This window comes from Pseudomonas nitroreducens TX1, assembly GCF_000313755.1.
GTDB classification, from domain to species: domain Bacteria; phylum Pseudomonadota; class Gammaproteobacteria; order Pseudomonadales; family Pseudomonadaceae; genus Pseudomonas; species Pseudomonas nitroreducens_A.
This window is the reverse complement of the sequence record NZ_AMZB01000133.1, coordinates 88,757-113,033: the sequence shown is the minus strand read 5'-3', so window position 1 is coordinate 113,033 and position 24,277 is coordinate 88,757. Positions and strand designations below refer to the sequence as shown.

Genomic DNA, 24,277 nt, shown 5'->3' with positions numbered 1-24,277 from the left:
GGCCATCCACCGGCGTTTTTGCTTTAAGATGGGCGCCTTTTTCCGTTCCACCCCCAGGATGCCCCTCATGTCCCTCTCGCCGACACTGGCCCTTGCCTGCGAGCTGATTCGCCGTCCCTCCGTCACACCGGTCGATGCCGACTGCCAGCAGTTGATGATGCAGCGCCTGTACGCCTGCGGCTTCGCCCTGGAGCCCATGCGCATCGAGGAAGTGGATAACTTCTGGGCCCTGCGCCAGGGCCGCGACGGCGCCAACGGCCCGGTGTTGTGCTTCGCCGGCCACACCGACGTGGTCCCCACCGGCCCCGAGCAGGCCTGGCAGCACCAACCGTTCGACGCGCTGATCGATGCCGACGGCATGCTCTGCGGCCGTGGCGCGGCGGACATGAAAGGCAGCCTGGCGTCGATGATCATCGCTACCGAGCGCTTCGTCGCCGATCATCCGGACCACCGCGGCAGCATCGCCTACCTGATCACCAGCGACGAGGAAGGCCCGGCCCATCACGGCACCAAGGCCGTGGTCGAGCGCCTGAAGGCGCGCAACGAGCGCCTGGACTGGTGCATCGTCGGCGAGCCGTCGAGCACCACGCTTGTGGGTGACATCGTCAAGAACGGCCGCCGTGGGTCGCTCGGCGCCACCCTGACCGTGCGCGGCAAACAAGGCCACGTCGCCTACCCACACCTGGCGAAGAACCCGATCCACCTGGCCGCCCCGGCCCTGGCGGAGCTCGCCGCCGAGCACTGGGACAACGGCAACGACTACTTCCCGCCGACCAGCTTCCAGATTTCCAACATCAATGGCGGCACCGGCGCGACCAACGTGATCCCCGGCGAGCTGAAGGTGATCTTCAACTTCCGCTTCTCCACCGAATCCACCGTAGAAGGGCTGCAGCAGCGCGTTGCAGCCATACTCGACAAGCACGGCCTGGACTGGCACATCGACTGGGCGCTGTCCGGCCTGCCTTTCCTCACCCAGCCGGGCGAGCTGCTCGATGGCGTGGCCGCAGCGATCCGCGCCGTCACTGGCCGCGAGACTACCCCGTCGACCTCCGGTGGAACCTCCGATGGCCGTTTCATCGCCACCATGGGCACCCAGGTGGTCGAACTCGGCCCGGTGAACGCTACCATCCACCAGGTGGATGAACGCGTACTGGCCAGCGACCTCGACGTGCTGACCGAAATCTATTACCAGACCCTGGTGCGACTGCTGGCATGAGTGGACCGAACAAAGGCTTCTGCCTGGGCGCCGTACAGCCCGATACTCCGCCGCCCGCGCCAGCCGCCGAGCGCCGTTATTCCCTGCGCGTGTACCAGATCGCCCAGCGTCGCCGTTCGTTGCCGACCGTGCTGCGCAACGACCTGCCGCTGCCGCTGGTGCCACCGCAAGGGAAGAAATGATGCTGATCTGCCCGCTGTGCCGCGAGGCGCTGACCGAGGTCGACAACGGTGTCGCCTGCTCTGCCGGCCACCGCTTCGACCGCGCCCGGCAGGGTTACCTGAACCTGCTGCCGGTGCAGCACAAGAAGAGCCTCGATCCGGGCGACAACGCCGCCATGGTCGAGGCACGCCGGCTCTTCCTCGGCGCAGGCCACTACGCGCCACTGGCCGGTCGCCTGGCCGAACTGGCCGCAGAACGCGCTCCGGGGCGCTGGCTGGACATCGGTTGCGGTGAGGGTTACTACACCGCGCAGCTGGGCGAAGCCCTGCCGCAGGCCGACGGCTATGCGCTGGATATCTCCCGCGAGGCCGTCAAACGCGCCTGCAAGCGCGCCCCGCAACTGACCTGGATGGTCGCCAGCATGGCCCGCATACCGCTGGCCGATACGTCCTGCCAACTGCTGGCCAGCGTGTTCAGCCCGATCGACTGGAAGGAAGCGGCTCGCCTGCTCACTCCCAGCGGCGGTGTGCTGCGCCTGGGCCCGGCGCGCGATCACCTGCTGGAACTGCGCCAGCGCCTGTATGACGAAGTGCGCGAATACGTCGAGGACAAGCATCTCGCCGACCTGCCCGAAGAGCTGAAACTGGCGCACACCGAACAACTGAGCTTCAAGCTGCCGTTGCACACTCGCGAAGCCCGCGAACACCTGCTCGCGATGACGCCCCACGGCTGGCGGGTCAATCCCGAACGGCGCGAGCGCATCCTCGCCGAGCCCTTCGAGGTGACGGTCGCGGTACGCTACGATTGGCTGCAACGCCAAGAACCCTGACGAGGACGCCATGCGCCAACCGGATATCGAAATCTACCTCAAGGATGCCGACCAGGCCGCCGTCGGCGTCTGGCTGGAAAAGGCACTTGGCCCCTGCTCCGAATGGCGCGTTCAGGGCGAGACCTTCAAATGCACCGCGGGCAGCATTTCCGTCACCTGGCTGCCCAGGGCCGTGGGCAAGTGGAACAGCCTGTTCCTGGACAGCGACCAGACACCATGGGACGACGATGTCGCCTGCGCTCGCGCTGCCTGCGCCGCACTGGACGTGGAAGTACGCTGCGCTCCCGGCAGCTGGAGCGAGGATCAGGGCGAGGAAGACGCCGATCGCTGGCTGAAAGTGACCGCCGCGGGCGTCGAAGAGATCACCTGGCGTACGGGCTGAACCCGTCACATGCAAGGCTGGAAAAACAAAGGCCCGTCCACTGGACGGGCCTTTGTTCTTTCGGGGGCTCAGACCTTGGCGACGTCTTCCGCCTGGAGGCCTTTCTGACCCTGGATCACCGAGAACTCCACTTTCTGGCCTTCGACCAGGGAGCGGTGACCATCGCCACGAATGGCACGGTAGTGAACGAAAACGTCCGGACCGCTATCGCGTTGAATGAATCCATAACCTTTGGCGTCATTGAACCACTTGACGGTTCCGACCTCACGATCAGCCATTACCACACTCTCCAACTTGCCTATTATTTTTTGGATTGGCCCCCGGGAATGAGGACTTCGGCAGTCATCCGCTGAACGCTTTTCTTATCATCCAACCCGCGCCGAATGGCACGTAGGAAGGAAATTCGAATAACGCCCGCAGGCGACAGCACTCCCGAGTATATAAATCAAAAGTTACAGCTGAAAAGCACTTTTTCATCCACTGCGCGCCCCTATGACCAAACAGGCCAAAGTGCCATTTTCCGGGGCTTGCAGAGCCATTTTGGTGCTCGTTACCCAGCGTAACGAAAGTGTTTCGAACGTGGACCTGTTCGCACTTTCCCGACTTCACGGCGGGTAGTTTCGTTCCCGCTCATCGGGTTCCAGCAAACTGCGGGAATGTCTTTCGGACGCAGTCGGAATGCGACTTACAGTTTTTTGCCGCTGCAGTAATGCCAGTCATTTGTCTGCTGAATTGGCGGTCCATCCAATCCATCAGGCTCGATGAATAATGCTCATGAGTATCCATCGACCGCGCCCGATGCGCGGTCAGTCGTGCACCATCAAAGGTCCCGACCGTTCAGGGACTGACCTGATAGCCCCGACCTTGCAGGCAACCACTGTAGGCGCTGGAGCTGGCGGTGTTCTGCGCCTCGCTCTGCGTACGACGATCCTGCCGGCGCTCCTGGCGCTGGCGCGAAGCTCCAACCACGGCCCCCGCGGCAGCGGCATCGCCCGCTCGGTTCTGCCGGTACTGCTGCTTGGCATCATCGCTGACGCGGTCATAAACCTCCTCATGGCGCTGCCCACGCACCTCCGCCGCCACGGCGCCTGCAGCCGCCCCCCTGGCCGCACCCCGAACCCGACCACCCACATTCGGGTCGGAACTGCTGGTAGCGCTGCTCGCGGCATTGGCAGCCACGCTGTTGCATTCACTCATGTCCTGCTGCATCTGCTGGCTGCTCTGGCCCTTGAGCGGCACGACGGTCTGCGCCGCGGCGGGCAACGCAACCGACAAGGCGAACAGACATCCCCAGGTGAACGTACGCATCGCGGAACCTCCATAGAATGTCATCCCCTAAATGGCAGGATAGCCGCTGATCACGGGGTATCCGCCCTCGCCGACCAAGCGCGTCCGGCTTTGCTGGCGAAGGGCTAATCCGGCAAACTAGCCGGCCTGAGCAATCGCTCGTTTTACCTACGCCAGCCATAGGGCCTGTATGCCTCGTTACCCGTTCCGCCGCTTCGGTTTCGGTGCCCTGCGCCGCCTGCTGTACCTCTGGGTGCGCTCGGAAACCATCAACCAGTCGGCCTTCAGCCTGAAGATCGACCGCAGCAAACCGGTCCTCTACGTCCTGCAGCAGCCCTCGGTCAGCGATCTGGCCGTGGTCGACACCGAGTGCCGCAAGGCCGGCCTGCCGCGTCCGGTGATGCCGGTGGCAGTGGGTGAATCCATTGAGCCTGCGGCCTTCTTCTACCTGACCCCGGAGCCCGACTGGCTCGGCCGTCAGGATAAGCGCGGCGCGCCGCCGGCGCTGGTGCGCATGCTCGGCGCCATCGGCCAGAACGGCATCGACGACGCACAGATCATCCCGGTCAGCGTGTTCTGGGGGCAATCGCCGGACAGCGAAAAGAGCGCCTGGAAACTGCTGTTTGCCGACAACTGGGCCGTGACCGGGCGCCTGCGCAAGCTGGCGCGCATCCTCATTCTCGGTCGCAAGACCCGCGTGCAGTTCTCCGCACCCATCCATCTGCGCGAGCTGGTGGAACAGGGCAAGGGCCACGAGCGCACCTTGCGCATGGTCCAGCGCATCCTGCGCGTGCACTTCCGCAACCAGAAGACCGCGGTGATCGGCCCGGACCTTTCCCACCGCCGCACCCTGGTCAAGGGCCTGCTGCGCGCCCCCCTGGTGCGCCAGGCAATCCAGGAGGAGTGCGAAACCCAGAAGATTTCCCAGGAGAAGGCCGAGGCCGCCGCCCTGCGCTACGCCAATGAAATCGCCGCCGACGTTTCCTATCCGGTGATCCGCTTCCTCGAAGTGACCCTGACCTGGTTCTGGAACAAGCTCTACGAGGGCGTGAAGGTCAACCACATCGAGCGCGTGCAGGAGGTCGCCCAGGGCCATGAGATCGTCTACGTGCCCTGCCACCGCAGCCACATCGACTACCTGCTGCTGTCCTACCTGCTGTTCCGCAACGGCCTGACGCCGCCGCACATCGCCGCCGGCATCAACCTCAACATGCCGGTGGTGGGCTCGATCCTGCGGCGTGGCGGCGCCTTCTTCATGCGCCGCAGCTTCAAGGGCAACCAGTTGTACACCGCGGTGTTCAACGAATACCTGCACACCCTGTTCAGCCGCGGCTTCTCCACCGAGTACTTCGTCGAAGGCGGCCGTTCGCGCACCGGGCGCATGCTGCATCCGCGCACCGGCATGCTGGCGATCACCCTGCGCAGCTTCCTGCGTGATTCGCGCCGGCCCATCGTCTTCGTCCCCGTGTACATCGGCTACGAGCGCGTGCTCGAAGGCCGCACCTACCTGGGCGAGTTGCGCGGCGCGGCGAAGAAGAAGGAGTCGATCTTCGACATCTTCAAGGTCGTCGGCGCGCTGAAGCAGCGCTTCGGCCAGGTCTGGGTGAACTTCGGCGAGCCCATCCACCTCGACCAGTTCCTCGACCAGCAGCAACCGGACTGGCGCGAACAGGAGCTCGGCCCCGAATATCGCCCGGCCTGGCTCTCGGAAACCACCAACCACCTGGCCCGCGATGTCGCCCGCCACCTCAACGACGCCGCCGCGATCAACCCGGTGAACCTGGTAGCACTGGCGCTGCTGTCCACCACCCGCCTGGCCCTGGACGAAACCGCCCTGGCGCGGGTGATCGACCTCTATCTCGACCTGCTGCGCAAGGTCCCCTACTCGCCCAGCGCCACCCTCCCCGAGGGGGACGGCCAGCAACAGATCGAGTACGTGAAGAGCATGAACCTGCTCAGCGAGCAGAAGGACGCCCTGGGCCGCATCTGCTACCTCGACGAGCAGAACGCGGTGCTGATGACCTACTACCGCAACAATGTGCTGCACATCTTCGCACTGCCGGCACTGATCGCCAGCTTCTTCCAGAACAGCGGACGAATCAGTCGCGAACAGCTGCTGCGCTACACCCGCGCGCTGTACCCCTACCTGCAGGCCGAACTGTTCATCCGCTGGAGCCTGGATGAGTTGGATGCGGTGGTCGACCAGTGGCTGCAGGCCATGGTCACCAGCGAACTGCTCAAGCAGGAGAACGACACCTTCATCCGCCCACCGCCCAGTTCGCGCCAGTACGTGCTGTTGACCCTGCTGGCCCGCGCCATCGCCCAGACCCTGCAGCGCTTCTACATGTCAATCTCGCTGGTGCTCAACGCCGGGCAGAAGCAGCTCACCGCCGAGGAACTGGAAAACCTCTGTACCGTGATGGCCCAGCGCCTGTCGGTACTCCACGGTCTCAATGCCCCGGAGTTCTTCGACAAGAGCCTGTTCCGCCACTTCATCCAGACCCTGCTGGACGAAGGCGTATTGCGCAAGGATGAGCACGGCAAGCTGAGCTTCCACGAGTTGCTCGGCGAATTGGCCGAGGGTGCAGCCAAGCGCGTGCTACCGGCGGAGATCCGGCTGTCGATCCGCCAGGTCGCCCTGGAGCGACCCTCCCAGCACGAGAGCGCCCCCGCCGACCAGCCGCCTGCCAGTCAGGGCTGACCCACCCTCTGCCGGCGGCTTGACGCCTGCGCACCGCGACCGATAGATTTCTGACGATCCATCGGTCGCGGTCAGGGACGCTCTCCGTGTTCAACAGGATTCTGATCGTCTGCGTCGGCAACATCTGCCGCAGTCCCATCGCCGAACACCTGCTGCGCGAATCCTTGCAGGGTAGCGACATCTCGGTGGCCTCCGCTGGACTCAGCGCGCTGGTCGGCCACTCCATCGACAACACGGCCCTCGCCATCCTCCGCCGCCACGGCCACCATCCCCACCCGCATCGCGCCCGCCAACTCACCGCCGAACTGATCCACGAAGCCAATCTCGTTCTGGTCATGGAGCAGTCACAGATCCAGAGCGTTATCCGCCTGGCGCCCGAGGCTCGCGGCAAGACCTTCCTGCTGGGCAAATGGCAGACCGACCAGGAAATCCCCGACCCCTACCGCAAGGGCCCGGAAGCCTTCGAGCGTGCCTATGCCCTCATTGAGTCCGCCGTGACTCCCTGGAGCGATCGCTTGCGAGCCCGCCGGTAATTTGACGGAACCTTTCGATCTCAACAAAAGCGTCAAAATCCCTTACAAATCCTGTATGAAAAAGGCTACGCTCTAGCCCAGCAAGACCATATTCAGCTGTTTGGTCTCCCAGTTACGACACGTAATTTTCCAGGGACCTGCATTGCTTTATGAAAATCCTGCACATCACCGAGTCGTTCGGCGGCGGCGTCACCTCGGCAATCAATTCCTACATCCTCAACTCCCAGCAGCATGAGCATTACCTGCTGGCCGCGGTGCGCAAAGGCGACACCACCGGTGAGGAAAGCCAGGGCCTGTTCAAGCACATGCAACTGGTGCCGCGTCGCCTGTCCAGTCTGGCTCGGGTGAAACCCTATATCGATCGTGTGCAGCCGGACGTCATCCATTTGCACAGCACCTATGCCGGTGCGCTGATCCGCGCCCTGCCTTTCGTCCCTGCGCAGAAGGTCGTCTACACACCTCACGGTTTCGCCTTCCTGCGCGGCGATCACCCGATGATGCTCAAGGCCTACCGGGCCATCGAAGCGTTGCTGGCGAAGCGGACCGCAGTGATTGCGGGCTGCGGCCTGGACGAACAGCGCATCGCCGGGGAACTGATCGAGCCGACACATACCCTGGGGCTGGTGAATGTCTGCGATGACTTGCCGGAAGTACCGGCCGTACGCAGCCTCACCAGCAAACCCGTGGTCGGCATGGTCGGGCGCATCAGCCGACAGAAGGGCCACGACTACTTCCGTGCCCTTGCACAGAACTGCGCGGAGGTTGCGCACTTCAAGTGGATCGGTGGCGGCGACGCCCAGGTCATGACGGAAATGGTCGAGACGGGCATCGAAGTGACGGGCTGGCGCCCGCGCGGCGAAGTCATCGCCCATATGAAGGGTCTCGACCTGTATTTCCATACCGCCGCGTGGGACGGATTTCCTATTTCGGTACTGGAGGCGGCGAAGCTCGATCTTCCCATCGCCTTGCGCCGTATCGGCCCCTTCGTCGCCGAGGGTTTGTCCACCGCCCCGGACGTTGCGGAGGCACAACGGCAAGTCATCGCCTTCGCCAAGGGCGACCCTGGCGTGATCGCTGAACTGACCCGCAACGGCCTCAGCATCCAGAGTCTGCATTGCGGTCAGCACCTGCAAAGCTCGCTGGAAAATCTCTATTCCCGCTTCACCCCGCCGCATACCGCCAACCCATTGGCCGCAGGCTGACCCGCTGGCCTGCTGTCGAAGCAGGCCCCTTCCCAGCGCCACTTCGCAGCCCGCCGCTTCTGGCCGGTTGCCTGCCTGGATGTCACAGCAACGGCGCGCTTTTCAGTCGCAGCAAACCTCGGTCAATGGCCAACGAAACGGCATTACGCCACCAGAATTGTCCACCCTTACCTGCGATTTGAAGGGATTCCCTTTAACCCTCCTCAGAGAATTCCCAAACCCCTCTAACGGGGGCCTGCATGCATTGAATCGTTCCGGCGCGAGGCTTAATTTTCGCGGCCCATAGGTAGCGATCTATCAACACAGCGGTGGTCAGCGTGTTCAAGAACGTACTGGTTGTCTGCGCAGGAAATATCTGCCGCAGCCCGACAGGTGAGCATCTGCTCCGACGGAACCTGACTCAAACAGGCATCCAGGTCAGCTCTGCCGGCCTGACCGCCGTTGTCGGTCATCCACTCGAACGCCACGCGCTCGCGACACTGCAACGCCACGGCCAAGCCCCCCGGGAGCATCAGGCGCGCCAACTGACGCCCCAGCTTCTGCAGGCTTCCGACCTCGTGCTGGTCATGGAGCACCGCCAACTACAGGACGTCATCCGGCTCTCCCCCGTATCGCGCGGCAAGACCTTTCTGCTCGGCAAATGGCAAAGCGAACGCGAGATCCTCGACCCCTACCGTCGAGGAACTGCCGCCTTCGAGCACGCCTATGCACTGATCGAGGAAGGCGTCAAAGCCTGGTCCCAACGCCTTCAACCTCAACGCTGAATACGTCAAGAAGTCCCTTATGCAATACCCTCAAGCGCCCTCCCTTCCGCCGGCCGTCAGCGATGACGACGAAATCGACCTGCTCGCCCTGTTCGGCACCTTGGTCGATCACAAATGGCTGATCGCAGGTATCACCGCCGGCTTCATGGTCGTGGGGACTGCCTATGCCCTGCTGGCAGCCCCGGTTTATCGGGCGACGGCCACTATTCAGGTCGAGCAGAAAAAGCCGGGCATTCCAGGGCTGTCGGACATGAGCGATCTGCTGGGAGCGCAGTCGCAGGCTGTCACTGAAATCCAGCTGCTGACGTCTCGTACGGTGATCGGCAAAGCCGTGGATGCGCTCAAGCTGGATATCGATATCCAGCCATCGCTTCTGCCGGTGCTCGGAAACTTCCTCCATCGCCACTACTCCCCGGAACATCAGGGAGACGTTGCCCCGCCTCTGCTGGGCATGAGCCGCTTTGCCTGGGGCGGTGAAACGCTGAAGATCTTTCAACTCGATGTTCCCAATGCGTTGCTCGAGACAGACCTGAAACTCATCACCGGCGAAAAGGGCCAATTCACCCTGTTCGACGATGACGACAACCTTCTGGTGGAAGGCCGCGTCGGCCAGCCATGCGAACAGAATGGCGTGAGGATTCAGGTAGAAGCGCTGAACGCCAATGCTGGCACACGTTTCACCGTCACTCGTGAACGTCGCCTGAGCGCCATCATCGATTATCAGCAGGTTCTAAATGTCAGCGAGACTGGCAAGGAGTCCGGCATCCTCACCTTGTCGCTGGATGACGAACAACCTGACCAGGCGCTCGCCGTCCTCAATGCCATCAGCCAGCAGTACGTGCTGCAAAACGTCCAGCGTGCTTCTGCCGAAGCCGCATCCAGCCTCGATTTCCTACGTGGCCAGTTGCCAGAGGTGCGTCATGACCTCGAACAATCCGAGAACGCCTTGAGCAGTTATCAATCCCGCGCCAAGTCGGCCGACATCAGCCTGGAAACCAAGGCCCTGCTGGACCAGATCGTCGCGCTGGACACCAACATTTCCCAGCTCAAACTCCAGCAAGCCGAAATGGACCACAAGTTCACCCGCCAGCACCCGGCCTACCAGGCGCTGATGCGACAGATCGGCGAACTCACCAGCAAGCAGTCCGGCCTCGCAAAGCGCGTGGAGGCCCTGCCGGAAACCCAGCAGGACCTGCTGCGCCTGACTCGCGACGTGCAGGTCAGCACCGCCATCTATACGCAGATGCTGAACAAGGCCCAGGAATTGGACGTCATGCGGGCGGGCACCGTCGGCAACGTACGCATCATCGATCCGGCCGACGTCGACATCACCACGCCGGTGAAACCGAAAAAGCCTCTGGTCGTCGCTATCGCCACCCTGCTCGGCCTGTTCCTCGCCATTGCTCTGGTGCTGCTGCGCAAGGCGCTGAATCGAGGTATCGAAAATCCGGAGGCGATTGAACAGCTCGGCTTGCCGGTCTATGCCTCCATCCCCTTCAGCGAACTGCAGAAATCGGAAGAAGACCAGCGCAACAAGAACAATAGAAAAGGCAAAGTCGCTCGCCACCCCGCTCCGCTGTTGGCAACCGGCCATCCCACCGACCTGGCGGTCGAGTCCTTGCGCAGCCTGCGGACGAGTCTGCACTTCGCCATGCTCGAATCCGGCGACAACCGCCTGATGATCTCCGGCCCCAGCCCGACAGTAGGCAAATCCTTCGTCAGCGCCAACCTGGCCGCAGTGATTGCCCAGGCGGGGCAACGAGTACTCCTGATCGATGTGGACATGCGCAAGGGCTACCTGCACAAGGTTTTCGACACGGATGACAAGAATGGTCTCTCGGACCTACTCATCCAGCGTTGCACCTTCGAACAGGCGCTACATAAAACGGCGGTCGAAAACCTCTGCTTTATCTCCCGCGGCCAGATCCCGCCGAACCCCTCCGAACTGCTGATGCACCCCAACTTCACCGACTTGCTGGAGAAAGCGAGCGCCGAGTTCGACCTGGTCATCCTGGATACCCCTCCCCTGCTCGCCGTCACCGATGCCGCCATCGTCGGTCGACAGGCCGGTACGAGCCTGATCGTCACCCGCTTCGGCAAGAACGCCCCACGGGAAGTCGAACTGACGATTCGCCGCTTCGAACAGAACGGCATCGAACTAAAGGGGGCAATTTTCAATGGCGTTGAACGACGCGCCTCGGACTATTACAGCAAAGGGGCGTATGCCAATTACCAGTATGAATACCTGTCGGGAAACAGCTGACACCAGCCGGTCATTCCGGAGCGAATCCATGCAAGCAGTCAAAGAAAAACGCTGGTACCTCGTGCAATGCAAGCCCAGGCAAGACCTGCGGGCACTGGCCAATCTGCAGCAACAGCACTACGAGTGCCTGTTGCCAATGCGTCAGGTCGAGCGAATCAGCCACGGAACCCTGCAGCTCCGCTCGGAACCACTGTTTCCTGGCTATCTCTTCATCGAACTCGACACGCTGCAAGACAACTGGATGCCGATCCGTTCCACTCGGGGTGTCAGTCAGATAGTTCGTTTTGACAGCACCCCACTGCCCGTCCCGCACTCGGTCATGGAAGGAGTGCGATCACACACAGCTACCGTGGCTCGCCTGTTTCAGGCGGGAGATCGAGTTCGAATCAGCGGGTCAGGATCCCTCGAGGTGGAGGCGATATTCGAAGCAAGGGACGGCGCCAAGCGAGTGATCCTGCTGCTCAATCTGCTGCAAAGAGAGTCACGCGTCAGCGTGCCAGTCATCCAAGTCCAGCCGATCACACACGACAGTTAGAGCAGCACACGACAGGCTGCGACACCGCACTGCAACCCGGCCCCGGTGGCCGGTAACAATCACCTCATCCGCGTTCTCGGGAAATCAACCAAAAATCCTGGGGCGGTAGCGTGCCGACGCCTAGGTGTTGAAGCACGCGCCACGAACTATGCGCTCAATGAAAACGACCGTTCTCACCTATGGCACCTTCGATCTTTTCCACCACGGGCACCTGAAACTGCTGACCCGCCTAAAAGCCTTGGGCGATCGATTGATCGTTGGCGTTTCCACCGACGAGTTCAACGCTGGCAAGGGCAAGAAGACCATCATTCCGTTCGCCGATCGAATCGAGATCGTGCAATCGATCAAGTTCGTCGACCTGGCGATTCCGGAAACCGACTGGGGGCAGAAAGCACAGGACATCGTGGCCTACGACGTGGCGATTCTCGGCATGGGACACGATTGGGAAGGAAAATTCGATCACCTGAGCTCGTTGTGCAAGGTCGTCTACCTGCCTCGCACCGAAGGCATCTCCAGCACTCAGATCAAGCAAAGCCTGGGCTATTTCGACAAGTCCCATCTCTCGGACCTGAAGGCTTCGCTCGACACCATCTCATCGATCATCGAGCGCCTGCGCTGACTCCCATGAGATTGATCACACGGCTCGCCACCCATCCGCTGGCAACAAACACATTGGCTGCCAGCCTGACGCAGCTAGCCAACTTCCTACCGTTACTTTTGCTGCCGATCCTAACCCAACGCCTAGGCATAGCCAATTTCGGCTCGGTGGCGATGGTGCTATCCCTCAGCCAGTTGTCGCTGATCATCACCGACTTCGGCTACGGCCTCTCGAGCACCTACAGGATCGCTTGCCATCGCGAAGAGCCGCTGCTGATCGGCCGACTGCTGGGTTCGGTATTCCTGGGAAAGTTGCCACTCGTTGTCGTGGCGTCGTTGATCAGCATGCTGGTTCCGATGTTGATTCCGGCATACCGCCAGGATGCTCCGCTCTTCGCCCTGGGCATTCTCGCGACCGTAGGCCAGGCGTACCAGGCCAACTGGCTGTTCATCGGCCTGGAACGCATGCAGGTCATCACCTTCTACAACCTCGCGACCAAAGGGCTCTACCTGCTGATCGTGCTGTTGTTCGTTCACGATAGCCACGACGCTTGGCTGGTGATTCTCGGTTGGGGCCTGGCCCAGCTGGCTGCGGCCGGACTTTCGATCCACCAGATCTACCGTTGCGGCTTTCGCGTGCTGCGGCCGCCGATGCAAGAGGTCGTGCAGGAGTTTCGCACGGCACTGCCTTTCTTCACCTCGCGAATCGCCGTCGCGACCTACACATCGGCAGCCACGACGGTCGTCGGCCTATCCGGACAGATCCAGGCAGCACAGTTCTATGCCTGCCAGCAGGTCTATCGGGTCGGCTCTGCCCTGCCGGTGAATCAGGTGCTCTATCCGTTCATGGCCAAGCATCGCAACTGGCGAGTATTCCTGCTGGTGACCCTGTGTTCTGCCGCGGCACTCGCCTTTCTGGCAAGTCTACTTGCCGTCTTTTCCGGAGAAATCCTGCAAAGGGCGCTGGGCGATGACTTCATCTCAGCCCGGAGCACCTTCATCATCATGCTCACCGCCATGGTGGCCAGCTACCTTGCTGCCGCATTCGGTTATCCCGCCTTTGCCGCGCTGGATCGTCTGGACTATGCCAACCGCACGGTCGTACACGCCTCGATTGCCAACATCCTCGTTCTGGCATGCCTCTATGTTTTCGACCAGATCAGCGCCCGCAACGTCGCCCTGACAATCCTGGCAACCGAACTTCTGGTGCTTGTACTGCGCATTCGCGCACTCCTGAATTGCCGGAACCCCCTTCCACAACCAATCACTACCGACAGCCATGCCGACCATTACTGAAATCAAGCAGTCCATGCCACGGGACAAGAGCCACTACGACCGTTGGGGAAATCCGGCGGCGTACTTCTGTGCCAGGCCACTGTCCTATCCCGTCACCGCACTCTTCATCACTCTTGGCATGAGCGCCAATGCGGCGTCTGCCGCCTCCATTGTGTTTGCCCTGCTCTCTATCGTCGCGGCGGCGATGGCGTCATCGGCCTGGCTGGTAGGTGGGCTCGTGATGATGTGGCTCATACTCGACTGCGTAGACGGCAACATTGCCCGCTTTACGCGTACCGGCTCCAACCGGGGAGAATTCCTCGATGCCATGGGCGGCTATACCATCACCGCAGGTCTCTACCTGGCAATCGGCTACGGTATGGGAAACATGGAAAGCCTGCTGCTGGGAGGACTGGCCAGCATCTTTTCGCTTTTCTCCCGATTGATTCTGAACAAGGTCAACGTATTGGCGGGAGCACGCCGAGACGGATCAGGGGACACCGGGTCGGGCAGAGTGGCCATGTGGCTGCTGTCCATCTACAACCTCTCTGGCATCGGCATGCTCCTGCTGATACTCGCCATCCTGTTCCAGCACGAAACGGCATATCTCGCATTCCAGGCACTGACCGGAGCGGCCCTCACCGGCGGAGCATTCCTACAAGGCTGGAAGAAGCTTCAGGCAAGCTGACCTCCGACCATGTCCACGCAACTGTCCCGGATGCTCTACTGCATCATCGTCGTTTTTCTGGTAGCACTTCCCAAAAGTGGCTTCTATGCAGGAAGCACCCCGATCTACTGTCTTTACCTGATCGTCCTAGTGTTCACTCCGATCCTGCTGATGCTTCGGCTAAACACGCCAGTGCGACAAATTGGGCCACTGTGTCGCTGCACTTTGGCAATTGCGCCCTTCTGGACAGTCTGGGTTGTAACTGAGCTGTTCTTCGGTTACGAAAACGTCGGTTATCTGGGTGGACATCTTTTCGTGTTCATCCTGATACCGGTCTTCTACTACCTGCTATCGCTGCTTTACAACGAACTGACCCAGGCAACCATCTTTCGAACACTCAGACTCAGCATTCGAGTGGTGGCGGTGTTCGGAATTCTTTCTTTCCTATACGCAGCGCTGACCGGCGACTATCTCAATATCCCCTACCTAACGACTGGGGGTGGCGATGATGTGCTTTCCGTCTGGCAGCGCAATAACCAACGCGGGGAGCTGTTCAAGCTGGTCTCCACCTACAACAACGGAAACATCTATGGCCTCTGTATGGCCGTGCTAGCCCCGCTGTACTTCCGCCTCGAGCACCGATCGCTCTTCAAGTTGATCCTGATCGCCAGCATGATCCTCACCCTTTCTCGCACGGTGTGGCTGCTCACCGCCCTTGCCTTACTGATGACTTACGGGCAAGGGCTCACACTTCGCCGGCTCACTGCCCTGGTCGCAAGCCTCGTTGTCTGCGCCGCCGCCGCCATATTCCTCTCCGCCAACTACCTCGGTGGCGATCGTTTCCTGATGGATAGCTCTCTGGGCAATCGTGATCAGTTCTTCTGGATGCTCGATGAGTTCCGGCTCATGCCTCAGGAGCCGATATCCGCCATCACTGAAATTCCCTACCTGTCGATCTATCACGACTTCGGCCTGACGGGACTGACCTGCTTTGCCCTTTTCTTCGTCTCGCCGTTGCTGATCGGAAATCCGAGCCCGTTCAGTCTCCGCCTCCGCCCCGATATGCGCGCGGTTAATGCTGGAGTACTGATCTATCTGTTCGCCTCCTTGAGCGACTCGGCACTGCTTTTCGTACCGAGTTTCGCCTGCTACGGATTCCTCGCATTCCTGAAACTTTCCCTGTCACGCCGCCATGAACGAACTTTCCCTGAGAACCCTTAAAATCCTCCACGTCGCAGAGACCATCCAGGGCGGTGTCGCCACCTACCTGGAGACACTGGACAAGACATCGCCCCATGATAATCAGTACCTGATCCCAGGCAGCCACCGCGAATGCATCGCCATCGATAGCGCAAAGCTCCTGCTATTCAATGGAAATGGTCGCGTCAGCCGTGCAGCCCATCTTTTTCAGGTACTACACAAGGTACTTAAGCTGGAACGCTATGATCTGATCCACCTGCACAGCTCATTGGCCGGCTACGTTTTCGTATTACGCCGGTTGATGCTGCTGAAGAATCCGCCGGCGATCTATTGCGCCCATGGCTGGTCGTTCCTGCGCGAAACCTCGCGCCTGGAAAACCTGGCCAGCAGGTCACTGGACTTCCTCACCGGAATGCTCTCCGACGGCATCATTCATATATCCAGGACTGAGCAGCAGCGGGCAGCGTTCATCCCCAATGCCAACCAGGTGATCATTTACAACCCGGTCGACCCACACTACTTGTCAGGACTACCTTGGCAAGGTCACAAGTTGGACCGCACGGTCCTGTTCGTCGGCCGGCTGGACCGCCAGAAAGGATTCGACCTCCTCTATCGCGCTTTCAAAAGTCCATCTCTCAGAGACGTCCAACTCCTGGTCGCCGGCTCAGCGGTATTGGAAGGCCGCAAATATATCGCTACCGACAATATTCGTTTCCTGGGATGGCAGGACAAGAACGCTCTGGCCGAGCTCTATGAGCGAGCGACACTGACGATCATGCCGTCTCGCTGGGAAGGCTTCGGACTGGTCGCCATCGAGTCCCTCGCCAAAGGCACGCCGGTGCTGGTAAACCAGACAGGCTCTTTACCGGAAATAGTTGCCCCCGTTGGACTGGTAGCAGACCTTTCCAGTGAAGAAACACTGATAAGGCATATCAAGAGTGCCCTCTCAACGGGGACGACTCGATCCCCCGAAGAACTGCGCGCCTTTGTTTGCCAACGCTTTGCACCCGACAGATTCGCCCGTGAGCTCTCGGCGTTCTACAGCCATACCCTGGGTCTCACCGCCTGACCAAATTGTCCTAGAGCCTCACCCGATGAACAGAAGAGATCGCGGAATCTTGCGCGCCCATGAGGCCGGCATATCTGTGCTTCAAAGACTGCTCGACCTGTTGATCATCCTGATCACCATAGCGTGCCTCTACATCCTCCAGGGGATTGAGCAGAATAGGGATATGTTGGCGGTCGCTGCCTTTACGCTGCTGGCGTTTTCCCATCTCGCCGATACCTTCGGCCTCTATGGCTCCTGGAGAGGTGAGCGAATTCGAGACGAGCTTCAGAAACTGACCGGCACCTGGCTCGTCAGCGCACTGGTGCTCATCAGCACGGACAAACTGTTGCTTGATCCGAAGCCAGCCTATCTAGTGCAACTCTCGCTATTGGCCAGCCTCCCCCTGCTGGCCCTGGCGATATACCGCACTCTCCTTCGAAAGGCCCTGAAAGCCTTGCGATACCGTGGATTCAATACCCGGAAAGTCGCTGTCGTGGGAGCAGGTTCGCTTGGTGTTCGACTGGCGGGAAACATTGCCAGGGCTCCCTGGATGGGACTGGAGCTGCTCGGTTTCTATGATGACGAGCGAATCGAGCCAGTGAAACTTCCGGGCCGCCGGGTAAAACTGGGTGTTTCCGGCAATCTCGAGCAACTGGTGCAGCAGGCCCGCGCCGGAGCCCTTGACCGCATCTACATTGCCCTACCCATGCGCAGCGAAGAGCGTATTCGCTGGCTGGTCGATCAGCTCAGCGACACTACCGCGTCGGTCTACATCGTTCCGGACGTCTTCGTCTTCAACCTGCTGCACGCGCGCGCGGAAAACATCGATGGCATCCCGACCATCAGCATCTTCGATAGCCCGATGGCGGGCACCGGGGCCCTGGTCAAACGCCTGGAAGACATCCTGCTGTCCTCGGTGATTCTCTGCCTCATCGCCATCCCGATGTTGCTGATCTCCGTTGCGGTGAAACTCACGTCGCCCGGCCCTGTATTCTTCAAGCAGAAGCGCTACGGCATCGACGGCCGCTCGATTGAAGTGTGGAAGTTCCGCAGCATGCGCGTTATGGAGAACGGCGCGACAGTCACCCAGGCCACGCGCAACGACAATCGCATCACCCCGGTTGGGTCCTTCCTGCGCCGAACCTCGCTGGATGAACTCCCCCAATTCATCAACGTATTCCTGGGCGATATGTCCATCGTCGGCCCACGCCCTCATGCCATTGCGCACAACGAGGAGTATCGCGGGCAGATCAGCAGCTACATGCTGCGCCACAAGGTCAAGCCCGGCATTACCGGTTGGGCCCAGGTGAATGGCTGGCGTGGCGAGACGGACACTTTGGAGAAGATGCAGAAGCGGGTCGAGTTCGACCTCGCCTATATCAATAACTGGTCAGTCTGGTGGGACCTGAAAATTGTTTTCCTGACCCTGTTCAAGGGTTTCGTTCACCAAAACGCCTACTAACCAAACTCTCCTGCAGTTAAAGAATTCCCTCTCGTAGCCCACCATCCTTTTCCTACATCCGCCCGTAAGTTCCGTTGCTAACCTGCGCAGCCTCCTGAGCAGCCTCCCAGCCCAGGAAAACCGGTGCTGAAAGCCTTTGCGCCATCCTGATTACTCCTGCTGTGTAGCCATTCATGATCCGTCCACTGTCTGTTGCTGTCCTGTCCGCCCTCGCGCTTCAGGGGTGCATGTTTTCTCCTGGCCAGAATCTGGATACCAGACAACTCATTCAGGAGGACTCGGCCGAGTCCAGCCGCGTTCAGTTGGTACAGATCACACCAAAACTGCTCACCGTGGAGGCCGCAGTGCAGGAGGACGATCGGGTTCCGCCGGAGTTGCTCGGCTATCAAGCGGAAAGCTATCGAATCGGTGCTGGGGACCTCCTCTACATCACCGTGTGGGACCACCCGGAGCTGACTTCGCCGGCCGGGCAACAACAACAGATCGATGCCAATGGCCGTCTGGTCCGCCCCGATGGAACTCTTTTCTACCCCTACGTAGGACAGATCAAAGTGGGCGGCCGGACCATAGAAGATGTTCGTCGTCACATCACCGAGGCGCTTGCCGATTATGTCGAGCAACCGCAGGTGGACATTGCCGTCATGCGCTATTCCAGCCAGCGCGTGGTGCTTAATGGAGCCTTTGTCAAAGCCGGCCAGCAACCCATCACCGACACACCTTTGACTCTGATGGAAGCTATAGGCGCCGCGGAACTGGACACGGCCAATGCCGACCTTTCCGGCCTGACGCTCCAGCGGGACAAACAGGTGTATCACCTGAATCTGGATGCCCTGAATACTGCCCAGGGCTCGGACCTGTACAACCTCTACCTGAAAGACGGCGACCGCATCTACCTGCCCTACAACGATCGCAAGAAGGTCTACCTGATGGGCGAGGTCAACGCACCGCGCGCCCTGACCTTCAAGACCCGCGAGATGAACCTGGCTGACGCGCTGGGCAGTGTCGGCGGCCTCAACCAGACCACCGCCAATGGCAAGGCCGTGTACGTCATCCGCGGCGTGGAGAACCTGGAAGCCGAACGTGCGACGGTCTTCCAACTGGACGCGAACTCACCTACCGCCTTCATCCTTGCCCAGCAGTTCCAACTGCGCCCCCAGGACGTCGTCTACGTCGGCCCGGCCGGGGTCACTCGATGGAACCGTCTGATCAGTCAGTTGGTGCCATCTGCCGGCATCGTGGGCACCGGCTCAACCATCCAGCACAACCTCAATAACAACTGATACGACCCCATGATTGCCCTTCGCCTGATCGCGCTGGCCGCATTGGCCGCGTCACTGAGTGGCTGCAATCCCTTGATGCAAGGCTCCCTGAATACCCTGGGCGCCAGCCTTCACGGTCCTGCGAAGCTGGAAGTCACGCAAGCGCAGGTCGATGCGCTGCCCTATTACCAGATCCAGGTGACGACCGAGTATGGCTCCGCGGTAATGGCGCTGGTGCGCGTGCAGGGCAAGCTGCAGTATTGGCGGACCAACGCCAATCAGCTGTTGCTGCTGGAAGACGGTGTCATCGTACGCACTCTCGGCTTCCCGAATGATCTTCTGGGGACGCGACTGGCACCGGATTCCCCCTTTTCCCGAGGGTTGCAGGGCATTGCGAACGGGCAGCCAAGCCAGCGCTGGATCGATCTCGACTCGAACGCCCAGTTCGATGTCCCCCTCAAGGGCGCTTTCCGTCTCGCCGGTATCGAGACTGTGCACATTCTCGACCGGGACCACTCCCTGCTGCGCGTCGACGAATCCCTGGAGTCCCCACTTGCCGGCATGTCTTCGACCAACCACTACTGGGTCGACCCACAGGATGGCTTCGTCATGCAAAGCCGCCAGCAGGTCACGCCGAGCCTGAGCGTCACACTCACCCAACTGCGGCCACTGCGGGGGCAACCATGAGTCTTGCGCGGATCGGCTGCCTGCTGCTGGGCCTCACGCTCGGCAGCACATTGTCTGCCAATACCCGCATCGAGGTACTCGGAGCGATCCCTTCTCCAGGGGAAAAGGAAATTGTCGAAGGCTTGCGCCTGGGTGACCTGTTAGGTCAACTGCGGATAGATCCGCTGGGCTACTGGCTGGGTGCGTCCTGGCAGCGCGAAAGCCTGAAACAGGAACAACAGCGCCTGAAAGCAGGCATCCTGTTCGACCTGATCCAGCTCCGGCGCCTCGCGCTGCTTCGGAACGAGCCTGGGATGGCCAATGCGGCCCGGCAATTGAACGAGCAGGTGAGCCGCCTTCCAGTCACCGGGCGGCGTTTTTACCGGCTCGACCCATTGGCCGTCGAGCTGAATGCCGCCCACTCGCCCAAGCTTCAGGGCGGCGACCGACTGATCTTTCCACCACGCCCCGACAGCATCCGTGTCATCGGCGCGGTATCGAGCGATTGCACCCTTCCGTTCGCCACCTTGCAGCAAGCCTACCGGTATGCGCAGCAGTGTCCCGCCCTGGCGGAGGCGGATCCGGATTACCTCTACCTGATTCAGCCTGACGGGCAGGTCTACCGGCTGGGTATCGCCCTGTGGAATCGAGAAGAAGCCGATCCCCCCGCGCCCGGCGCCGTGGTGCTGGTCCCTCTGGATGCCACCCGGGTTGATGCAATTACTCCGGACCTGAACCGTGAGCTGGCCCAATTCATCGCTACCCAGCCTCTTCCGATGGAATCGCCATGAACTGCCGCCACGGTCTTTACCTGCTGCTGGCGGGCGCCAACCTGGCCTGCGCCGAGCCACGCTACACACAGAACGACTTCGGCGGTGTCGGCCTGCTGCAAACGCCGACCGCACGCATGGCGCCATCAGGCGAGATCAGCATCAACGCCAACCGCACCGCCCCCTACTCGCGCTACAGCTTCTCGCTGCAGCCCTTCGATTGGATGGAGGGTACGTTCCGCTATACGTCCATCAGTAACCGGAAGTATGGCGCCGAGGACTTCAGCGGAGATCAGAGTTACAAGGACAAGGCTTTCGACGTCAAATTCCGCCTTTTGCAGGAACGCCGCTGGGCTCCCGAGATCGCCCTTGGCGGCCGCGATATCGGCGGTACCGGCCTGTTCTCCAGCGAATACCTCGTGGGTAACAAGCGCGTCGGCAATCTCGACTTCAGCCTGGGGCTCGCCTGGGGTTACATCGGCAACCGGGGCGAGTTGGACAACCCACTCGGCTGGATCGATAACCGATTCAATACCCGGCCTAAGTCCGAGGGAACCGGGGAACTGAGTGCCAACAGCTACTTCCGTGGCCGCCCCTCCCTCTTCGGCGGTATCAACTGGCAGACGCCCTGGAAACCGCTGTCCTTCAAGCTCGAATACGACGGCAACGACTACCAGCACGAACCGCTCGACAACCCACAGAAGCAGGATTCCCCGTTCAACATCGGTCTGGTCTACAAGGCCAGCGATTCGATCGACCTGACGGCCGCCTTCGAGCGCGGCAACACCGCCATGTTCGGCATCACCCTGCACACCAACTTCGCTACCCGCAAGGCGCCGGCGAAAGTGAGCGACCCCGCTCCCGAAGCCTTGGCACCACGAGTTGAGCAGAAGCCAGGCGAGACTACCGACTGGGCCGACGTCTCCCGTCGCCTGGAAGAAAACGCCGGCTACAAGGTGAGACGCATCACGCAGAAAGACCGCGAGATCGTGGTCTATGGCGAGCAGACCCGCTATCTCTACGCGCCCGAAGCGGTAGGACGTACCGCACGTATTCTCGACAACACGACCGACGACAATATCCAGTGGTTTACCGTCGTCGATACGCGCTATGGCCAGCCCATCGTCGAAACCAGCGTGCCGCGTCGACTATTCGAGGAAGTGGCCAATCAGGAACGGCCGCTGGAAGACCTGCGCCGCACCACCGAACAGAACGTGCCGCTGCCGCAGCGGGAACAGTTGCTGTATCAGCAGAAGCCCGATCCCTTCAGCTACAACGTCGGCCTCGGCTACAACCAGAGCATCGGCGGGCCGAACGACTTCCTGCTTTATCAGTTCACCGCCGACCTCGACAGCGAATACCGCTTCACACCGAGCCTGTGGGCAAACGGTCTGCTCAGCGTCAACCTGTTCAACAACTTCGACAACTTCACCTACGACGCGCCAAGCAACCTGCCGCGCGTGCGCACCGATATCCGCGAGTACATGACGACCTCCAACGTCATGCTGCAGACCTTCCAGTTGAACAAGACCGCACGGCTGGACCAGGACCTGTATGGCATGGTCTACGGCGGTTATCTGGAAAGCATGTATGCCGGGGTGGGCGGCGAACTGCTGTATCGCCCCATGAACGAGAACTGGGCATTGGGCGCCAACCTCGACCTCGTTCGCCAGCGCGAGTTCGACCAGCACTTCGCTCTGCGCAACTACCAGACGGCCACCGGCTTCGTCACCCTCTACTGGCAGACCGGTTTCGAGGACATCCTCGCGCAGGTCAGCGCCGGCCGTTATCTGGCGCGTGACTGGGGCGGCACCCTCGACCTGTCCCGCCAGTTCAGGAACGGCGTGCGCTTCGGCGCCTGGGTCACGCTGACTACAGCGAACAAGGAGGCCTATGGTGAAGGCAGCTTCGACAAGGGCATGTACGTGTCGATCCCCTTCGACGAGCTGATGAGCAGCTCCACCATGCGCCGCGCCAACCTGACCTGGGACCCGCTGACCCGTGACGGCGGGGCGCGACTGAGCCACGACTACTCACTCTACGACCTCACCGACGGTCGCGATCAGGTCATGTTCCAGAACCTCTTTGGACGCATCGTGAAATAACTCGGAGCTCACCCAGATCATGGCGCGGAAACCAAAGTCACCCACAATGGTCTGACGCGCCCTGGACCCAAGGAGAGCTCCCCAATGAAAACCCTCCCCCTGCTGCTGATGACCGGCCTGCTCGCCGCTTGCAGCTCCACGTCTTCCGGCGACAAGGTATCGCTGGAGGGCGAAGTCTTCTACCTTCAGCGCATCGCCCTGCCGCCAACCGCCCAGGTGACCGTCAACCTGCAGGACGTATCGCTGGCCGACGCCCCGGCCATCGACCTTGCCCAGCAGCAGTTGGAGCCCGGCCGCCAGGTGCCGCTGGCGTTCCATCTGGATTACGACCGCAACCAGGTCAAGCCGGGCCACAGCTACAGCATCAGCGCACGCATCGAAGACAGCGGCCGACTGCTGTTCATCACCACCGAGCGCCACAGCGTCAAACTCGATGGCAGCGATCCGCAGCCGCTGCGCGTCCGCGTCGATCCCGTGCGCTGATTCACCGCGCCGCCGGGTTTTCTCCGGCGGCCATCCTCCGTTAATCTCCCTCCTCCGTTCTCCACCTCGGCGGTTCACAACCGTCGTGTTTCACCAAGGAAGTATCGATGCTGCGATTCCCCGTTCTGCTGGCCGGCGCCCTGCTGTCCGTCAATGCCTTTGCCCTGTCCCTCTCCGACCTCAGCCAGAGCGACGCCACTGGCGGCCTGAAGGACGCGCTGACCCAGGGTGCGCAGGTGGCCGTGAAGCAGCTCAGCCAGCCCGGCGGTTTCAGCAATGATCCGGCCGTGCGCATCGAGCTGCCCGGCAAGCTGGGCAAGGCCGCCAAGACCATGAAGCAGTTCGGCATGGGCGCCCAGGTCGACCAGCTCGAAGCAAGCATGAACAAGGCCGCCGAGGCCGCCATGCCCCAAGCCCAGGTTCTGCTGGTGGATGCGGTCAAGAAGATGACCGTGACCGACGCCAAGGGCATCCTCCAGGGCGGCGAGCACTCCGCCACCGATTACCTGAACCGCAGCAGCCGCGAGCAACTGCGCGCCAAGTTCCTGCCGATCATCAAGCAGGCCACCGACCAGGTCGGCGTGGCCAAGCAGTACAACGCCTTCGCCAGCCAGGCCGCTGCCTTCGGCGTGGTCGATGCGAAGAATGCCAATATCGAGAACTACGTGACCGAGGAAGCGCTGGACGGCCTGTTCAAGCTCATCGCCGAGCAGGAGAAGACCATTCGCCAGAACCCCACTGCCGCGGCCACTGGCCTGGCGAAGAAGGTGTTCGGCGTGCTTTGATCGGCTATGTGCCGAGAGCGGCGTAGCGTTCGCGAGCTCGTTCCTACCAGTAAAAGAAAAAGCCCGGCAGATGCCGGGCTTTTTCA

Annotated in this window: 24 protein-coding genes; 22 read left to right on the top strand and 2 right to left on the bottom strand. The window is 61.1% G+C overall.

Features of this window, described 5'->3' with window-relative positions; translation table 11 throughout:
• Positions 1-58: 58 nt before the first annotated feature.
• From dapE to C167_RS0125575, 4 genes are read left to right on the top strand one after another with little or no spacing between them, the layout of a single operon-like run.
• Entirely contained in the window at positions 59-1,216 is a 1,158-nt protein-coding gene (dapE, locus tag C167_RS0125590) for a succinyl-diaminopimelate desuccinylase (RefSeq protein ID WP_200860177.1), read from the top strand.
• A complete protein-coding gene (locus C167_RS0125585) occupies positions 1,213-1,398 on the top strand; it encodes a hypothetical protein (RefSeq protein ID WP_017521166.1) in 186 nt (61 codons plus the stop codon). The genes dapE and C167_RS0125585 overlap by 4 nt, the downstream gene beginning before the upstream one ends.
• Positions 1,398-2,207 (top strand): putative RNA methyltransferase, encoded by an 810-nt coding sequence (locus C167_RS0125580; protein WP_017521165.1) that lies wholly within the window; start codon positions 1,398-1,400, stop codon positions 2,205-2,207. The genes C167_RS0125585 and C167_RS0125580 overlap by 1 nt, the downstream gene beginning before the upstream one ends.
• Before the next feature lie 10 nt (positions 2,208-2,217).
• Positions 2,218-2,589 (top strand): hypothetical protein, encoded by a 372-nt coding sequence (locus C167_RS0125575; RefSeq protein ID WP_017521164.1) that lies wholly within the window; start codon positions 2,218-2,220, stop codon positions 2,587-2,589.
• A 68-nt stretch (positions 2,590-2,657) separates the two neighbouring features.
• Here C167_RS0125575 and C167_RS0125570 read toward each other — a convergent pair whose 3' ends face one another.
• Together C167_RS0125570 and C167_RS0125565 are read right to left on the bottom strand one after the other, a co-directional pair.
• Positions 2,658-2,867, bottom strand: coding sequence for a cold-shock protein (locus C167_RS0125570; RefSeq protein WP_015476243.1), 210 nt, complete (start codon positions 2,865-2,867; stop codon positions 2,658-2,660).
• 559 nt (positions 2,868-3,426) lie between these two features.
• The gene (locus C167_RS0125565; protein ID WP_017521163.1) at positions 3,427-3,897 is read right to left on the bottom strand and encodes a YMGG-like glycine zipper-containing protein; all 471 of its coding nucleotides are present in this window, start codon (positions 3,895-3,897) and stop codon (positions 3,427-3,429) included.
• A gap of 169 nt (positions 3,898-4,066) precedes the next feature.
• On the opposite strand from C167_RS0125565, the gene plsB reads away from it, so the two are divergent.
• From plsB to C167_RS0125470, 18 genes are all read left to right on the top strand, one after another.
• Positions 4,067-6,577 carry a glycerol-3-phosphate 1-O-acyltransferase PlsB gene (gene plsB, locus C167_RS0125560; RefSeq protein ID WP_017521162.1) on the top strand — a complete coding sequence of 837 codons (2,511 nt, stop codon included), beginning with the start codon at positions 4,067-4,069 and terminating at the stop codon, positions 6,575-6,577.
• An 86-nt stretch (positions 6,578-6,663) separates the two neighbouring features.
• Positions 6,664-7,110 (top strand): low molecular weight protein-tyrosine-phosphatase, encoded by a 447-nt coding sequence (locus C167_RS0125555; protein ID WP_017521161.1) that lies wholly within the window; start codon positions 6,664-6,666, stop codon positions 7,108-7,110.
• A gap of 149 nt (positions 7,111-7,259) precedes the next feature.
• Entirely contained in the window at positions 7,260-8,312 is a 1,053-nt protein-coding gene (locus tag C167_RS0125550) for a glycosyltransferase family 4 protein (RefSeq protein ID WP_017521160.1), read from the top strand.
• Between the two features lie 317 nt (positions 8,313-8,629).
• On the top strand, positions 8,630-9,076 hold the full coding sequence (locus C167_RS33950; RefSeq protein WP_081596721.1) for a low molecular weight protein-tyrosine-phosphatase: 447 nt from the start codon (positions 8,630-8,632) through the stop codon (positions 9,074-9,076).
• Positions 9,077-9,095: 19 nt separating this feature from the next.
• Positions 9,096-11,339 carry a polysaccharide biosynthesis tyrosine autokinase gene (locus tag C167_RS0125535; protein WP_017521157.1) on the top strand — a complete coding sequence of 748 codons (2,244 nt, stop codon included), beginning with the start codon at positions 9,096-9,098 and terminating at the stop codon, positions 11,337-11,339.
• A gap of 28 nt (positions 11,340-11,367) precedes the next feature.
• A complete protein-coding gene (gene rfaH, locus C167_RS0125530; protein WP_017521156.1) occupies positions 11,368-11,874 on the top strand; it encodes a transcription/translation regulatory transformer protein RfaH in 507 nt (168 codons plus the stop codon).
• Between the two features lie 157 nt (positions 11,875-12,031).
• The gene (locus C167_RS0125525) at positions 12,032-12,493 is read left to right on the top strand and encodes an adenylyltransferase/cytidyltransferase family protein (protein ID WP_017521155.1); all 462 of its coding nucleotides are present in this window, start codon (positions 12,032-12,034) and stop codon (positions 12,491-12,493) included.
• A 5-nt stretch (positions 12,494-12,498) separates the two neighbouring features.
• The gene (locus tag C167_RS0125520; RefSeq protein WP_081596718.1) at positions 12,499-13,767 is read left to right on the top strand and encodes an oligosaccharide flippase family protein; all 1,269 of its coding nucleotides are present in this window, start codon (positions 12,499-12,501) and stop codon (positions 13,765-13,767) included.
• Positions 13,751-14,434, top strand: coding sequence for a CDP-alcohol phosphatidyltransferase family protein (locus C167_RS33400; protein ID WP_017521153.1), 684 nt, complete (start codon positions 13,751-13,753; stop codon positions 14,432-14,434). The genes C167_RS0125520 and C167_RS33400 overlap by 17 nt, the downstream gene beginning before the upstream one ends.
• Before the next feature lie 9 nt (positions 14,435-14,443).
• Positions 14,444-15,634 carry a hypothetical protein gene (locus C167_RS0125510; protein WP_017521152.1) on the top strand — a complete coding sequence of 397 codons (1,191 nt, stop codon included), beginning with the start codon at positions 14,444-14,446 and terminating at the stop codon, positions 15,632-15,634.
• Positions 15,606-16,682, top strand: coding sequence for a glycosyltransferase family 4 protein (locus C167_RS0125505; protein ID WP_017521151.1), 1,077 nt, complete (start codon positions 15,606-15,608; stop codon positions 16,680-16,682). Before C167_RS0125510 ends, C167_RS0125505 begins: the two co-directional genes overlap by 29 nt.
• Before the next feature lie 25 nt (positions 16,683-16,707).
• Entirely contained in the window at positions 16,708-18,123 is a 1,416-nt protein-coding gene (locus C167_RS0125500; protein WP_026079280.1) for an undecaprenyl-phosphate glucose phosphotransferase, read from the top strand.
• Positions 18,124-18,296: 173 nt separating this feature from the next.
• Positions 18,297-19,403, top strand: coding sequence for a polysaccharide biosynthesis/export family protein (locus tag C167_RS0125495; RefSeq protein WP_081596717.1), 1,107 nt, complete (start codon positions 18,297-18,299; stop codon positions 19,401-19,403).
• 9 nt (positions 19,404-19,412) lie between these two features.
• On the top strand, positions 19,413-20,069 hold the full coding sequence (locus C167_RS0125490; protein WP_017521147.1) for a YjbF family lipoprotein: 657 nt from the start codon (positions 19,413-19,415) through the stop codon (positions 20,067-20,069).
• Positions 20,066-20,839 carry a capsule biosynthesis GfcC family protein gene (locus C167_RS0125485; protein ID WP_017521146.1) on the top strand — a complete coding sequence of 258 codons (774 nt, stop codon included), beginning with the start codon at positions 20,066-20,068 and terminating at the stop codon, positions 20,837-20,839. Before C167_RS0125490 ends, C167_RS0125485 begins: the two co-directional genes overlap by 4 nt.
• The gene (locus C167_RS0125480) at positions 20,836-22,923 is read left to right on the top strand and encodes a YjbH domain-containing protein (RefSeq protein WP_017521145.1); all 2,088 of its coding nucleotides are present in this window, start codon (positions 20,836-20,838) and stop codon (positions 22,921-22,923) included. The genes C167_RS0125485 and C167_RS0125480 overlap by 4 nt, the downstream gene beginning before the upstream one ends.
• Before the next feature lie 84 nt (positions 22,924-23,007).
• Positions 23,008-23,406, top strand: a complete 399-nt coding sequence (locus C167_RS0125475; protein ID WP_017521144.1) for a YbaY family lipoprotein — start codon at positions 23,008-23,010, stop codon at positions 23,404-23,406.
• Between the two features lie 107 nt (positions 23,407-23,513).
• Positions 23,514-24,191, top strand: a complete 678-nt coding sequence (locus C167_RS0125470) for a DUF4197 domain-containing protein (RefSeq protein ID WP_017521143.1) — start codon at positions 23,514-23,516, stop codon at positions 24,189-24,191.
• Positions 24,192-24,277: the final 86 nt, after the last annotated feature.